Genomic DNA, 15,723 nt, shown 5'->3' on the forward strand with positions numbered 1-15,723 from the left:
ATACTATGAAATTTAGGCGTGCTATCTCCGAGATAGTTTTACAATAAAATGTCCCATATAAGGGAATCACTTAGAAATAAACAACTTAGAGTTTTGATATTCAAACTCTAAATAAAGCTGAAAAGGGAAGTCTTGAAAAAGTCTTCTCTTTTTGCTTTTGTGTTATTTATATTCTATTTGGTACATATATCGGTTTCTTTTCTAGTCATTAGAAAGTGACGTTCACATTTCTTACATTTACGATACAACAGGCGTTAAACTTGAAAAAGAAGTCAATGACGAGCAGTTTGCAGGTACAACACATACCTATTACGCAGGGAATTACATTTATAAAAGAGGAAATTCTCAAGGGCAATCAAATGTTGTACTTACGTTCTTTAATACAGAAGAAGGCTATGTAGAGCCACAATTTGTAGTTGGGAAACCAGGAAAAATTAGTGGATTCAATTATACTTATCAATACAAAGATCACTTAGGAAACATTCGTCTTTCTTATGAAGATTTAAACAAAAATGGTGTCATCAGCGCCGAAGATGAGATCAAGGAAGAGAATCATTATTATCCCTTTGGATTGAAACATAAAGGGTATAATAACGCAATTGTAGGAAGAGATCATAACTATGGTTTGGGGGACAAAGAAGAGCAAAGTGAACTTGGTTTAGAATGGATTGATATTACTGCTAGAAACTATGATGCGTCTCTTGGACGATGGATGAATATTGATCCTTTAACGGAAGAAATGCTTAGGCACTCTCCTTATAATTATGCATTTGACAATCCTATTAAATTTTATGATCCAAATGGAATGAAACCTTTAGCTAATTATGAAGATGAAGTCGATCCTGTCAAAAAGAAAACAAAAAGGAAAAAAGAAGTTAAAAATACTGGAGATTTAGGAGTAACAGGAATTAATAGTGTCACAATAATTTCACATAGCGATGGAACTTTTGAATTGCAAGTTGAAATATCAGTCGCTGTAAATGAGGAATTAGATTCTGGTAGTGATTTGGATAAGGAAAATCCTAGATTAAGAAATGAAGTTAGTACTCATGAAAATAAACATTTTGATCAACTTTCAGAAATTCTCGAACAAGAGGAATATCGTTTCTTATTTGGAGATAAGTCTTTTACCGGTTGTTTAGATGAATGTGCAACTGAATTTGTAAAATATGCTAATAAATTAGAAACAAAAAAAGAAAGAGATCAGGCTTTTTCTAACTTTTCCAGACAAGTTAAATTTCAAACCGCAGCTATGTTAGATAGAAAATATAAAAATAGAGAAGGCGTTGAAAAAGACGCAATTGAAAGAGCAGATAAAGATATAAGAAGTAAAGGAAAGACTCCGATATATCAAAATATTAATGGAAGCAAACAAATTATTAAAAATGGCAAAGTTTTACCGAGTGGCGATCATACTAATTAGTAGTATGTTTTTTTTAAGCTGTAGTAATGAGAAGAAAAATCAAACTGAAAAAGTTTCAATAGATGTTGGTAACTTATCGTATTCTATAGAAGAAGAGTATGCTAAATATTCTGATAGTATAAATGCTTATTCAATTGACATACAAAACCTGCCAAGATTTATAACGGAATATTACGAAGAATTTGATAATACTTTTAAACATAGTTATTATCTTCATTATCCAACACCTAGTTCTAGAAGAAGTTCTGTGTACACAAAATTATTTTTTAAATGCAAATCTGAAAAGTTAGATTTAATAAAAACTGAGCTAGAGAAAAAGAATAACCTTACAAACCTAGATTCTCTTATCATTGATACAATTGATTATGTTCTTAGTAAAAAAGATTGATAATGTGATAGAAGGGTAATGAAACATAATGATGTTTTTTATAAAAAAAAAGTAATGGTTCAAATTAGGGCATGACTTTAATTTAAATTATAAATAATTGAAAAACAGTAGTTAGAAATATATTAGCTACTGTTTTCTTTTTTAAAGTGATGTTCTCAATTCCTAAATTTACATTGCGGCAGCAATAATGCAGCAAAAGTCGTATATAACAATAGCAATGAGAACACAGAAGAAACTTATTACACAGGAAATTACATTTACAAAAAATTGCTTAAACACCTCTGCACTTACGTTCTTTAACAGTGAAGCTAATATAGGCGCATTCAGAAAATAGCTCACTTAAAGCTAGCTAAAACATAAAAATCCAAGGGTTTCTTGTTTTGCTGTCTTCTGTAGGCTTTATGTTCATTGAAATTTTGGGAATACTTGGAAAAATTATAATCTAAATTAATTGAAAACCTTACTGTTCCCGAATTAATGGCATGGTACTGCAACGCAATAAACCTTCTTGCTTGGCAATTTCTGCATATGGCACTTTTTCAACTGTAAACCCTTGCGCTTCTAACCACGTGTTTAAACGTGAAAAGTTTTGTTCAGAAACAACAACCGTTGGCGATATGGAAAATACATTGCTGTTCATGTTGTACATTTCTTCTTTGGTAATTTCGAAGATGTTTTCTTTCCCAAAGAAATTCACCAACCATTCGTATTCTTCGTCTACTAAGAAACCGTTTTTATGTAAGATTGCTTTATTGATTCCGATCGGCTGAAAACAACAATCTAAATGCAATGCGTTTTCTTTAGGTTCTGTGTTGGATTTACGCAGTTCGAACGATTTTACCATTTTGTTTGGAAATAATTCTTGCAACGCAATGACTGCATCCGTGTTGGTTCGTGCGGTTATATAATCTGGATAGTCTTCACCTGAGTAGGTTCCGATAAAAATATAATCGCCCCATGGCATGACATCACCACCTTCCACATGCACTTCTTCTGGCAAAGTGATTACATTTTCAGGATTAATTTGGTCAATTACATGTTGAATCGCTTCAATTTCACGTTCACGATCTGGCAATATATTTGATTTGATAAACTTGTCTTCAATCACAAAAGCAATATCTCTTGAAAAGATTTGATTGTAGTCTTGAATGACTTTCGGTCTGAATACTTGAACATTATATTTTTTAAAAACCTCAGCCACAGCTTCCATTTCAGGAATCATATCTTTTTCTAGTGGATAGGTTCCTGCCAATACGTGTTGTTTTGATTTTGGATCGTAACAATCTTCTGCTTTTGGGATAGGACCACAACTTTCAGCAGTTCCAAGAATCACCGCTTTTAGTGTAGAAGTTTCATCGTTTACGTGTAATGCTAACATGTAGTTTTTGGGTAAGGTGTATATAGTAAAAAAGCTTCACAGATATGAAAATCTATGAAGCTTGTGGGTGTTTTTTTCTGTATTATCTATCAGAGATTGTTTTAAATTCTCTGTGATTTTCTCCAATGTATACTTGGCGTGGACGACCAATTGGCTCTTTGCGCGTGCGCATTTCTTTCCATTGTGCAATCCATCCTGGCAAACGTCCTAGAGCAAACATTACCGTGAACATTTCTGTTGGAATCCCCATTGCTCTATAAATGATTCCTGAATAGAAATCTACATTTGGATATAATTTTCTGTCTACAAAGTACGGATCTTCTAAGGCTTCTTTTTCAAGTCCTTTTGCGATGTCTAAGATTGGATCTTCTACTCCTAAATCTGCCAATACTTCATCCGCAGCTTTTTTGATGATCGTTGCTCTTGGATCGAAGTTTTTGTAAACTCGGTGTCCAAATCCCATTAAACGAAATGGATCACTTTTATCTTTGGCTTTTGCCATGTATTTTTTAGTATCGCCACCGTCTGTTTTGATTGCTTCTAACATTTCTAATACCGCTTGGTTAGCACCTCCGTGTAATGGTCCCCAAAGTGCAGAGATTCCAGAAGCTAGGGAAGCGAATAATCCTGCGTGTGATGAACCAACGATTCTTACGGTTGATGTAGAACAGTTTTGCTCATGATCTGCGTGTAAAATTAAAAGCTTGTCTAACGCGTTTAAGACAATCGGATTGAGTGTATATTTTTCATTTGGCTGCTTGAACATCATTTTGAGTACGTTTTCTACGTATCCTAATGACGAATCGCCATAATCTAATGGTAAACCTTGTTTTTTACGCATCGTCCAAGCTACTAATACTGGAAACTTTGCCAATATTCTCACAATCGCTTTGTACATGTCTTCTTCCGAATCCACATTTACAGAAGATGGGTTAAAAGCAGTTAAAGCATTTGTCAGTGATGCTAAAACGCCCATTGGATGCGCACTTTTCGGAAATGCGTCTAAGATTTTCTTTACATCATCATCAACAATAGATTGTGCTTTGATGTCTTTGTGAAATTTTGTCAGTTGTTCTCCATTTGGCAATTCTCCAAAAATTAATAGATACGCAACTTCTAAAAAGTCTGCTTTTTCAGCTAAGTCTTCAATAGCATATCCTCGGTAGCGAAGTATTCCTTTTTCTCCATCTAAAAACGTAATGGCACTTTCGCAAGAACCTGTATTTTTGTATCCTGGATCAATGGTAATAATTCCTCCTGAAGAGCCTCTTAATTTTTTGATGTCAATGGCAAGTTCATTTTCTGTTCCTTCAATTACTGGAAACTCATATTTTTCACCATTAATTTCTAACGTAGCTGTGGTATCTGACATATTTTCTATTGAATATTTTTGTTTTTATCTGGTTCGCTAAATTACGAAATATGTAGCGATTTATGAAAATACTTTATAAAGGATTTAACAATTAAAGTATCTATAAAATTTATGATAAAAATAAATGATGTTAATGCTTAAATATGTCATCATCCTTTGATAGAAGTCTTTTTTTGTGTACAGCTTTTATTTGTTGGATATTTTTACATCTGTTTTTTTGTTTTTTATTCGTTTTGAGGTAGTTGTTCTACGATTTGATAGGTACTAAAGTTTAGAAAGTTTCCAGGATGCGCTAGTACGTTTTGTAGGATTAGCGGCGTATCAGGATTTGTACCTGTGTATTGCGTGCTTCCATCCATGTTAACGTCATTTACTTCGTAACCACTTACTGTAAACGTTGGAAAGTTTAGGAAGTTGTCAGGATCATTTAGTACTGTTGAGAGAATGGCTGGCGCATCAGGATTGGTTCCTGAGTATTGCACAACACCATCACCATTTACATTTCCACACCACATTCCTACCGTATTTGCGGGCATTCCAAAGGTCGTTTGTGCGTTTGCACCATGGGTAATTTGGTTGTTACCATCTGTAAAATCTACAGCAGTGACCATATTTGTAAAAGAAATAGTCATATTTAACATGATGCCTAAATGGTTTCTGTGCTTTATAACGACATAGTAATCGCCTGGCGCGCGCGCAAAGTTTACAGGAGTTGACGTATTGTCTGAAAGTGCTTCTACAATGTCTCCATCGCGTTGTAATAACGCAGATTTGCCATTTAAGACCACTGATGGATTTGCGGCATCTCTGAGTTCTACCCAAATCCAATCGACAATTTTGTCTTGTCCCGTAGCAGTAAATACAGGATCGGTTGCAAGAATCGCCGTTGCATCTGTATATGGACTTACGGTTAAGATATGATTGTTATCTTTTAAATCGGTTCTCATAAAACCGTCTGTATTTTGCAGCATCGCGCCTTGTAAGTATACTTTCGCCGCCAACTGAATAGGATTTCCGCAATATTCGCTAAAACTTGTCATAGCTTCAATAATTGTCCAATTGGCAGTACTATACGCAGCATTATCTACTTGAATACAGAATAAATCTACATTACCGAGTGTGACAAACGTAGTGACATTGGTATTGTTTCCGTTTTGCATATTTAAGGCAACCAACGCCGCGTTGTCTGCAATGAGATAGTTAAGGTTTGTGTTTTGACTTAGATCTAATTCACCCAAAAAGTTTAAGCCACAGTTTAGGATTTCTAAAGCGGCAAAGTCTTCTATTCCTGTAAGGTCAAAAATACCCAAATTACGAATGTTTAGGTCGTTTACCGTGTTGATGTTTGCTGTGGTTACGTAATCGTCTAAGGTGGTATCTAAGCCTAAATCGATCAATGCTTGTTCAAAGTTATCATCTGGCACGTAGGTTTGTCCTGGAATTGAGTTTGTAGATACACAGATGTCGAATGTCGTATTTGCATTGGCTACATGTGAATATACTTGTATATAGTAGGTATTTCCTATGGTTAATCCTGTTGCTTCACCTTCTAATGCATCTGTACAGTAAATAGCATCTGTAATGTTTCCGCAGGTATATGTTTCTGCATCAATTAGGGCGTGCCAAAGAAAGTTTGGCGAACCTGTTAGGTTTTGCAATGCAATTTTATGCGTTGTTTCGGTGGCAACAAAACTAAACCACACATCCGTAAAGTTTACATTATTTCCAAAACACTGTAACGAATTAGAGTTTGTTGCACCTGCCATTGTCGCGGCTATTACATTGTTACATGTAGCATCACTTATTGGGACGTTAATTGCGTCTACACATTCATCATTCGTAAGATACCCACAATCTGTACTAAAACTTGTTCCTGGAGTAATATTTGTCCAATTTGCAGTACTGTAGGCAGCATTATCTACTTGAATGCAGGTTAGGTTTGGCGTATCGGTAGCTAGGAAAAATACAAAATTCGTATTGTTTCCATTTTGCAAGTTTAATTGTGTAAGCAATGGACTGTTTCTACAAGATATCCATTCAAATAATGGGTTTCCAGATACATCAACGCTTGTCACTAGACTCTGCGAAGTACTTAATTGTCTCAATTCTAAATTGGCTGTTACGTCAATTTCTGATATAGGGCAATCTACAAATGACAATCGTTCTAAAGCTAAGTTGTTGGAAACGTCAATTTCTGAAACTGGTGTATAACTTATATTTAATGTTTTTAAGTTTGAGTTGTTAGATACATCAATACTTCCTAGTTGCGGATTGGTAAAAATACCTAAATCTACCAATGCTGTATTTTGAGATACATCAATAGTCGACAATTGATTGTTTGATATGAATAGTTGCACCAACGCTGTGTTTTGTGTAAAATCGACGTTTGTTAGCGTATTGTTAAATGCGTGAACAAGGGTAAGTTGTGTATTTTGCGTGATATTTAAGTTTGTAAGATTGTTTGTTTCACATCTTAATTCTTTCAACGCTGTAAAATCTTCAATTCCTGTTAAGTCGGCAATACTTCTTTCTGAGATGTTTAAGTTTTCAATGCCAGAAATATTTGTTGTTGTTACGTAATTATCTAAAGTTATGTCATATCCGAGATCAATGAGTGCTTGCTCAAAGTTATCATCTGGAACGTATGTTTGCCCTGGAATTGCAAATGAAGTCACACAAATGTCAAATGTAGTATTTGCATTTGCTACATGTGAATATACTTGTATGTAGTACGTATTTCCTATTGTTAATCCTGTTGCGGTATCTTCTAATGCATCTGTACAGTAAATGGCATCTGTAATGTTTCCACAGGTATATGCTTGAGCATCAATTAGGGAGTGCCAAAGAAAGTTTGGCGAACCTGTTAGGTTTTGTAATGCAATTTTATGTGTTGTTTCGGTGGCTACAAAGCTAAACCACACATCCGTAAAGTTTGCATTGTTTCCAAAACACTGTAGCGAATTAGAGTTCGTAGCACCAACTATTGTCGCTTCTATTACATTGTTACATGCAATACCACTTATTGGGACGTTGATTGCGGTTACACAGGTATTGTTTACAGGAAAACCACAGTTTGCACTGAAATTTATTCCAGCATCTACATTACTCCAATTGGCTGCACTATATGCTACGTTATCTACCTGAACACAGGTAAGATTTGGTGTGTTTAAAGCAAAGAAGGTTGTAACGTTTGTATTGTTTCCATTTTGAATATTTACACTGGTAAGTGTACTTGTATTACTGCAAAATAAGCTTACAAATGCTGGATTTTGAGATACATCGATCGTAGTTAATTGGCTTCCTACGACACCTAAATTTTGTAGTGCAACATTCGCAGTAAGATCAACTCCAGTTATGGGACAATTTGACACGGACAAACCTTCCAAGTTTAGATTATTTGAAACATTTACTTCTGATATCTGTGTGCTATTTATCCTTAAATTTTTTAAAGCTGCGTTTACAGAAACATCTATTGTTGAAATTTGGCTATTCGCAGTAACAACTAGCGTTTCTAGTGCTAGGTTTTGAGAAACATCAATTGTTGTTAATTGGTTGTATCCAAAATAGGCACCTAATAATACTGGATTTTGGGTGATATCAATTGTTGTCAATGAATTTTCTTCAACAGATAAACTGGAAAGTAGTGGATTGTTTGTAACGTCTACGGCAGAAAAATTGTTTTTATCTAGTGTTAAAAAGGCCAAAACAGGATTTTGAGTGACATTTATTTGGCTTAGTGAATTTTCTCCTACATCTAGATTAGTTAATCCAGCGTTTTGAGTAACATCGATAGACGTAAATAAATTTTTTGAAATGTTTAGTGATTCTAGAAGTGGATTTTGAGTGACATCGATAGTTGTCAATAAATTTTCTTCAACAGTTAACCCTCTTAAGAGTGGATTTTGAGAAACATTGATAGTTGCTAGTGAATTTCCGGTAAGTAATAAGAATCTCAATTGAGCGTTTTGAGTAAGATCTACTGTAGTAACATTATTGATTGAAAAATCGAGCGACTGTAATGCTGTGAAGTCTTCAAGTCCTGTTAGGCTTGCGATATTTTTGCCTACTACGTTTAAAGATGTTATGGTGTTAATATTTGCCGTAGTTACATAATTGTCTAGCGTTGTATCGTATCCGAGATCAATAAGTGTTTGCTCAAAGTTATCATCTGGCACGTAGGTTTGTCCAGGAATTGTATTTGTAGACACACATACGTCAAATGTTTCCGTTGAATTTGCTACATCTGTAAATACTTGAATGTAATAGGTGTCTCCAATCGTTAATCCTGTTGCTTGTCGTTCAAGTGCATCCGTACAGTAAACTGCATCCGTAATGTTTCCACAGGAATACGTTTGTGCGTCAATAACCGTGTGAAATACGCTAGAGTTTATTCCTGAAGTATTTAATATTTTAATATCGTGTGCTGTATCTGTGGCAACAAAACTGTACCACACATCTGAAAAACTATTCGTGTTTCCAAAGCATTGGTATACATTTGAGTCTGTTGCGCCTGCCAAGGTTCCTGAAACCGTTGTGTTGCAACCGCCATCACTTATTGGTACTAGAATCGCGTCTACACATTCATCATTTTCAAGATAACCACAATCCGTACTAAAACTTGAACCACTTGATATCTGTGTCCAATTGGTTGTACTATACGTTACATCATCAACCTGAATACAATTCAATGTAGAATTGTTAGTTGCTACAAATGTTGTAAAGTTTGAATTGTTTCCGTTTTGAACATTTAATGATGTTAGTTCATTTGCATGACAATCTAAACTTCTTAGTACTGGATTTGCTGATATGTCTAAACTTACTAGATCGTTTATTCTCATAGATAAGAATTCTAAATCTGGGTTTTGAGACAAATCAATTTCGTCGATACCATTACTCCAACAATTTAGGAGTGTTAGTTTTGTATTGTTGGTTACATCTAAACTTTGTAACCCATTGAACATTCCTGCAAAAATTTCTAAATCAACATTTTGTGAAACATCAATACTTGATAAACTATTTTGTTGGAATCGTAATATTTTTAAGACAGTGTTTTGCGTTATATCAATAGCTGTTATGTTATTTAGTCCGAAGTCTAAAATTTCTAAGACTGTGTTTTGAGTAACATCTAAACTTATCAAATTATTTGATGTACATTTTAAATTTTTTAATGCAGTAAAACCTTGGATTCCTGTTAAATCGGCAATATTTTCACTTGAAACATCTAACGTTTCAACCGTGTTAATGTTTGCCGTAGTTACATAATCATCTAAAACATCATCATATCCTAAATCAATAAGTGCTTGTTCAAAGTTATCATCTGGCACATAAGTTTGTCCTGGAATATTTAGTGTGGATACACAAACATCAAATGTTTCCGTTGAATTTGCTACATCTGTAAATACTTGAATGTAATAGGTGTCTCCAATCGTTAATCCTGTTGCTTGTCGTTCAAGTGCATCCGTACAGTAAACTGCATCCGTAATGTTTCCACAGGAATACGTTTGTGCGTCAATAACCGTGTGAAATACGCTAGAGTTTATTCCTGAAGTATTTAATATTTTAATATCGTGTGCTGTATCTGTGGCAACAAAACTGTACCACACATCTGAAAAACTATTCGTGTTTCCAAAGCATTGGTATACATTTGAGTCTGTTGCGCCTGCCAAGGTTCCTGAAACCGTTGTGTTGCAACCGCCGTCACTTATTGGTACTGGAATCGCGTCTACACACTCATCATTCGGTGGAATTGGTGATGGATTACAATTTGTACTGAACGTAAGTCCCGGATCAATATCTGTCCAATTTGTAGTACTGTATGCTACATCATCCACTTCTATACATGTTAAGTTTGGGTTGCCAGTTACGTCAAAAAAGCCACCGATAGCACTTGGAAGTATGGTATTGTTTCCGCTTTTCAAGTCTATACCTGTCAGTGCATTGTTTGAAGCTTGTAATGAAACTAGTTGCGTATTATTTGACAAGTCTAAATATTCAATTGCGTTATTGTCACAATAAAATTGTTGCAAAGCTTGATTGGTAACAACATTTATACTTGTTAGTGAATTATCGTCCACAAAAAGACCTTTTACATTCACATTTTGAGAAACGTCTATACTTGTCAGTAAATTGTTCGTTAGCACAATATTCTCTAATGCAACGTTAGCAGTAAGATTTATGGCTGTTAATTGTGTTCTTGAGAGATTTATATAATCTAATACCAAATTCTGACTCAGATCAAGAGTGCCCAAAGGATTCAGCTCTGCTCGTAAATAGTTAAGTGCCGTATTTTGTGTGAGGTCAATTGTAGTTAAATTATTTACGAAGCATTCCAATCTTTCTAACGCTGTATTTTGCGTTAAGTTTATGCTGGTAAGCTCGTTAAAATAACATTTTAATCTGCGCAATGCTACATTTTGAGATAAATCTAAACTCGTCAACTCATTGCTTGTGCAATTTAATTCTTCCAGCGCTGTAAAACCACCTATTCCTGTAAGGTCATGAATTTGACGACTGGATATAGAAAACACTTCAATCGTATTTATGTTGTTTGTTAGTACATAATTATCCAATACATCATCAAGTCCTTGATCTATTAAGTATTGCTCAAAATTATCATCTGGCACAAATGTTACGTTTGTACAGTCGTTTTGTGTAAAGCTAACTCCACTATCAATGTTCGTCCAGTTCGTTGTACTGTATGCAGTATTATCAACTTCAATACAAGCTAAATCAAAATTATTTAAAGCGTTGAATGACGTTATGTTAGTATTGTTACCGTTTTTTACACTTAGAAATGTTAAGTCATTGTCGCTACAATTTAGTAAAGTTAAACTGGGTTGATTTTCTAGATTGATAGAACGAATTGCATTGTTATTACAAATTAAAATTTCAAGTGCTGTAAACGCTTCAATTCCTGATAGACTTGTTATGTTTTTATTACTGATATTCAAGTCATTTACTTGGTCAACATCGGCAACTGACACATATCCATTTACCGTTCCCGAATCAATTCCCAAATCAATTAATGCTTGTTCAAAATTTGCGTCTGTTATATAAACAATGTCTGCTGGCAAACAAGAAACAGTTAAATCAACCGCTCCAATACTTGTTGGGTTGTATCCTGTTATTGTAATATAATATGTCGTTATTCCATCAGATTCAAAGGTTCCATACGAACGATATCCGGGCCCACATTGGCCTTCATTGTCATCATTTCCTGCCACCAAGGTTAAATTTCCAGAAGTTCCCGTGTATATTAAATACGAAGTATCGTATCCAGAAGCACATAAATCTAACGTAATGGTTTCAGGAATTCCATTACCTGTGTACGAATACCAAATATTTGGTGCATCTAAGTCTGCCCCAAAACCATCAGGCGCATTGTTTTCGTCTAACGTTGCTTCAGCTGTTGATGCTGTATAATTTCCTCCACAACTTACCGGAATAGCGTTTGCAAAGTTGTCGTTGGAAGGTGGCGGTGTTTCTGTAGTTGCCCAAATGATGTTTGTAAAAATCAATAATGCAAATAGTAGTCTTAATCTCATGTATAGGATTTAATCGGTTTGTAAAAATGCATGTAAAGTGTATCAACCAATTTTCAAAATACATGGTGACATACATTGAGTTCTTATTGTAAAATGAAGCTATTTTGAGCAAATTTGTCTGGGGAAGAATTTGCATTTGCTAAAGTACTTAACTTATATATTCTTGACGACTTTACACGGGGGAAATCACTCGTAATTTATAAATATCTATTAGTAATACTGAAAAGAGCCACTTTATGCCTGCATAAAATGACTCTTTTGTCTATAATTAACTTTTTTTTAGTTATCGAATGTTTACTTCTTTCGTGATAATATCATCGTCTAAGTTTATTTTTAAGATATAAATACCTTCCGTGAGCAAACCTGTTTCAATTTCAATACCGTTTTCAGCAAAGACGCCGTTTTGTTTGAAGTCTATTTTTCGTCCATTAATGTCGTACAACCATGCTTCGTTGAATGTACTATTGGATTGCCAGTTGACTCTAAATATTCCGTCATTCGGATTTGGATATATGACGAGTCGTTGTGTTTCATTAAAAGGATTTTCAGGAACATTCAAAATTAAATCTGGATTGAATATCGAATTAAGATATCCATAAAACATCATGCTTTGTATAGTATTTTGATGAATCGTAAATTCTGATTGTAAAAAGTAAACTCTAGCATCTAAGTTCATTTCCATATATGGCCAATCGGCAATTGGTGGCGACATGACAAAGTTTTCTTGTCCGTCCAAATGATGCGTATATAATGGAATTCCCGGAATTGCATTTCCTGCGTTGCTCATGGCTGCATCGTGCAATACTTCTCTGGAATACCGCTCTGCACCAAACAAATCGGCACGTGTAATGTATACTTTGTTTTCAGGATTTCCACCTAATAACATGTCGTTGCTTGACAACATTTTATTGAGTAATTGCGTGTCTTGTGTGTGATAGTGCGACATGATTTGCGGCATCAATTGCGGCGTAGAACCAGTAGTACCCAAAATTGGCGGTTGGTATTGCGATTTTATGAAACGAATTGGTTTTAGACTGATATCGTCTGTTCCCCAAACAGCACTCCAGTAATTGATGGCTTGAATTTGTGTGCTTTGCAAATTGATGGCAACTGCGTCAAAATTTCCCCATTTGTCTTGCGGAATCACGCTAAATATCCAGTTTGCTAACGATTCATCATATATTTGATATTGATAGAGTAAGGTTGTCGGCGTTGTGACTACCGAATTGTTGAGATAATAGTCCAAATATTCTTGCATACCTGTTAAACTGTATAAAGCTGCCGTTGCTGACAGTTTTAAATCTTTTACTTTTCCGGCGTAACTGATTCCTTGAAAAAATTGATCTAAATCTGCTATTGTGACATTGGCATTTGCCCAATTGTACGCGTTAATCGCTTCGTTTTTATACAAATCTGCTTGATTGTTTGCATCGCCAGCAACACTTAATGCTTGTGAAAACAAAGCTGCTGCCGTTGCATACACGTACGAAGCCGCAGGATCTTCTTTATATACATACCACATTTGCTCGGAAGAAGAATTTCCTGAACCATCGTTGTAAGATGGCCCGTAATAACCGTTGGTTTCTTTTCCACCACAAATTCCGCCTGTAGGTCCTTTGGTACGTCTAAAAAAATCAAGTGTCCATTGTACTTCGTCTAACACATCTGGAACATTATTATTATTTTCTGGAATGTTTAAATCGCCATCCAAGAAACCATTTGGTGCGAGTTGATATAAAAATGCACCGTAAATCGGTAAGTTTAAATGTTGAATGTACACATCAAAATCGCCTGCATCAAAATGTCCACCACTTCCCCATGGCATTGTATCTGGAGAAACCATCCAAGCAGTCGCATTTGTAGGGTTGACAGCCGTAGTAGCTTGTGCTGGTAATTGTATAAAGCTTTCGTCATCACCAAAATCTACATCCATACGTCTAAAGTTGGAATATGTAATTTCAAAACCATCAACACCAGGCACATGATCTACTGGTTTTACAAAAGGTGCATATTCGTTTCCGCGATCAAATCCGCTTCGTTGATATAGTAAACTGTTGGAAATGGTTTTATACACATCGTCATAGACTCTATCTGATATTTTAAAAGGAAACGAACTTCCAATGCCTTCAATGACAATTTTATATTCTTCATCATCACTTGTCGGAATGTTGATGCCAACAGTTGAAAAGTCAAATTCCCACACAGGAGAATTGTACCAATATTTCGTAGCAAAATCTTCTGAGTAATCTGCCAACGTATTTTCCATGCGAAACTGCAATCCGTTATTGCCTGTTCCTGTATAGATGATTTGATTGTCTGAAGCACGCACTACATGACAGGTTGCGCCAATAAAGTTTGTAAAATCTTCATAGTGACTGTTCGCTGCATTGTTTTTTCCCAGCCATTGCGATACGTAGGCAAATTTTTCAGTAGCACTTGCTATCATTCCCACTTGATTGACATGAATACTTTCCGAAAAGGTATTGAAGGTATCAAATGTGAGCGAAAAGGTGTTTTGTTGTGTGTTTATATTGGAAACATTTATGGTATATGTTTTGCCATTTTCCATCGCATTTGGCAATCGTACATATACATAATACTCTTGCAAAGCTACTTGTTCTTTTGATTTAAAAAACGTTGCTATAGCTTGTTGTGGCGTTGCATACAAAGCATCATCCAAACTTGTAATCGTAAAGTTTGCAGGAAGTAATGCTTGTGCTTCATCTATTTGTCCATAATAGCTTGCATTGGGCGCGCTGTAAACGTAGAATTCATCAAAGTTGGTGAAATCTTTTTCGCCTTCATCAAAACGCAATAAAATAGTGTTTTCACTTACGGGCGTGATGGAGATCAATTGCTGTGCTTGAAGCAATATGGGTATGAAGCATATTAGAAGTAGTGTAATTTTTTTCATGAGCTATCCTTTTCTTTTAAAGATACGAATAGTCTAATTTTTTGTAAAATGCTTTGGGTATATTTTAACTATAAAATTGATTATCAATATTATAAGTGATTTTTATGATGTTGATATTTTTCCTGTTTTTGTATACGTTTTGCTGATACTTTTCTGTTTGAGTAACCTCATATTCACACTACGCCGTATATTCCGTAACCACAGGTTGTGGTAAGAAGAGTTCAATCAAAAATACCAAACTGTCTTTGGCAATGATGGTAATGGAAATTAAAATGGTAGCGAGTAAAATCGCGACTGCTAAATTATTTTTTCTTAACTCACCAACTTCATCTACGTGTTTCGTCATAGATTTTGTCAACATAAATGCGCTAAAATGAATGACACCTGCCAATAAAAAACCAACAAATAATGATAAGGAAGAGTATTTTAAAACTTCTACAAATAGATTTTCTTTTGCATGCACTTTCAACATGCCAATCGCATTGATGATAGACGGAATGATTCCACTTAGCAAATACCCTGTACTAAAGATAATTCCTGAAAAGAAAATACTCAATGCCAAGTTGGAATCGTTTAAGTTTTCTTCTTTCAGTTTAAATATTTTGATCAGTATTTTATAGGAAATAAAGAAGATGACAATCGCCAAAAAGATAGAGAGTACGAGTTGACTAAGTGCTAAATAGAATACATCTGTGTTCATAAGT

The 15,723-nt window shown here is 35.0% G+C and carries 7 protein-coding genes; 2 read left to right on the forward strand and 5 right to left on the reverse strand.

Annotated elements, in window-relative coordinates:
- The first annotated feature begins 538 nt into the window (after positions 1 to 538).
- Positions 539 to 1,423, forward strand: a complete 885-nt coding sequence (locus KORDIASMS9_RS00175) for an RHS repeat domain-containing protein (protein WP_256387014.1) — start codon at positions 539 to 541, stop codon at positions 1,421 to 1,423.
- The gene (locus tag KORDIASMS9_RS00180; RefSeq protein ID WP_162819689.1) at positions 1,386 to 1,811 is read left to right on the forward strand and encodes a hypothetical protein; all 426 of its coding nucleotides are present in this window, start codon (positions 1,386 to 1,388) and stop codon (positions 1,809 to 1,811) included. Before KORDIASMS9_RS00175 ends, KORDIASMS9_RS00180 begins: the two co-directional genes overlap by 38 nt.
- Before the next feature lie 460 nt (positions 1,812 to 2,271).
- Here KORDIASMS9_RS00180 and KORDIASMS9_RS00185 read toward each other — a convergent pair whose 3' ends face one another.
- The 5 genes from KORDIASMS9_RS00185 to KORDIASMS9_RS00205 all read right to left on the reverse strand — a co-directional run bounded on the left by KORDIASMS9_RS00185 (position 2,272) and on the right by KORDIASMS9_RS00205 (position 15,719).
- Positions 2,272 to 3,189, reverse strand: coding sequence for a dimethylarginine dimethylaminohydrolase family protein (locus KORDIASMS9_RS00185; RefSeq protein WP_114900918.1), 918 nt, complete (start codon positions 3,187 to 3,189; stop codon positions 2,272 to 2,274).
- Positions 3,190 to 3,271: 82 nt separating this feature from the next.
- Entirely contained in the window at positions 3,272 to 4,561 is a 1,290-nt protein-coding gene (locus tag KORDIASMS9_RS00190) for a citrate synthase (protein WP_114900919.1), read from the reverse strand.
- A 224-nt stretch (positions 4,562 to 4,785) separates the two neighbouring features.
- Positions 4,786 to 12,105: a leucine-rich repeat domain-containing protein gene (locus KORDIASMS9_RS00195; RefSeq protein WP_114900920.1), complete on the reverse strand. Its 7,320-nt coding sequence runs from the start codon at positions 12,103 to 12,105 to the stop codon at positions 4,786 to 4,788.
- Between the two features lie 283 nt (positions 12,106 to 12,388).
- Positions 12,389 to 15,019, reverse strand: coding sequence for a glycoside hydrolase family 9 protein (locus KORDIASMS9_RS00200; protein WP_114900921.1), 2,631 nt, complete (start codon positions 15,017 to 15,019; stop codon positions 12,389 to 12,391).
- 178 nt (positions 15,020 to 15,197) lie between these two features.
- The gene (locus KORDIASMS9_RS00205) at positions 15,198 to 15,719 is read right to left on the reverse strand and encodes a DUF350 domain-containing protein (RefSeq protein ID WP_114900922.1); all 522 of its coding nucleotides are present in this window, start codon (positions 15,717 to 15,719) and stop codon (positions 15,198 to 15,200) included.
- Positions 15,720 to 15,723: the final 4 nt, after the last annotated feature.

The organism is Kordia sp. SMS9 (assembly GCF_003352465.1).
GTDB lineage: Bacteria > Bacteroidota > Bacteroidia > Flavobacteriales > Flavobacteriaceae > Kordia.

Excerpts from the sequence above, each read along its gene's own strand:
- KORDIASMS9_RS00180 (WP_162819689.1), top strand. The coding sequence starts at position 1,386 with ATGGCAAAGTTTTACCGAGTGGCGATCATACTAATTAGTAGTATGTTT.
- KORDIASMS9_RS00185 (WP_114900918.1), bottom strand. The coding sequence starts at position 3,189 with ATGTTAGCATTACACGTAAACGATGAAACTTCTACACTAAAAGCGGTG.
- KORDIASMS9_RS00190 (WP_114900919.1), bottom strand. The coding sequence starts at position 4,561 with ATGTCAGATACCACAGCTACGTTAGAAATTAATGGTGAAAAATATGAG.
- KORDIASMS9_RS00195 (WP_114900920.1), bottom strand. The coding sequence starts at position 12,105 with ATGAGATTAAGACTACTATTTGCATTATTGATTTTTACAAACATCATT.
- KORDIASMS9_RS00200 (WP_114900921.1), bottom strand. The coding sequence starts at position 15,019 with ATGAAAAAAATTACACTACTTCTAATATGCTTCATACCCATATTGCTT.
- KORDIASMS9_RS00205 (WP_114900922.1), bottom strand. The coding sequence starts at position 15,719 with ATGAACACAGATGTATTCTATTTAGCACTTAGTCAACTCGTACTCTCT.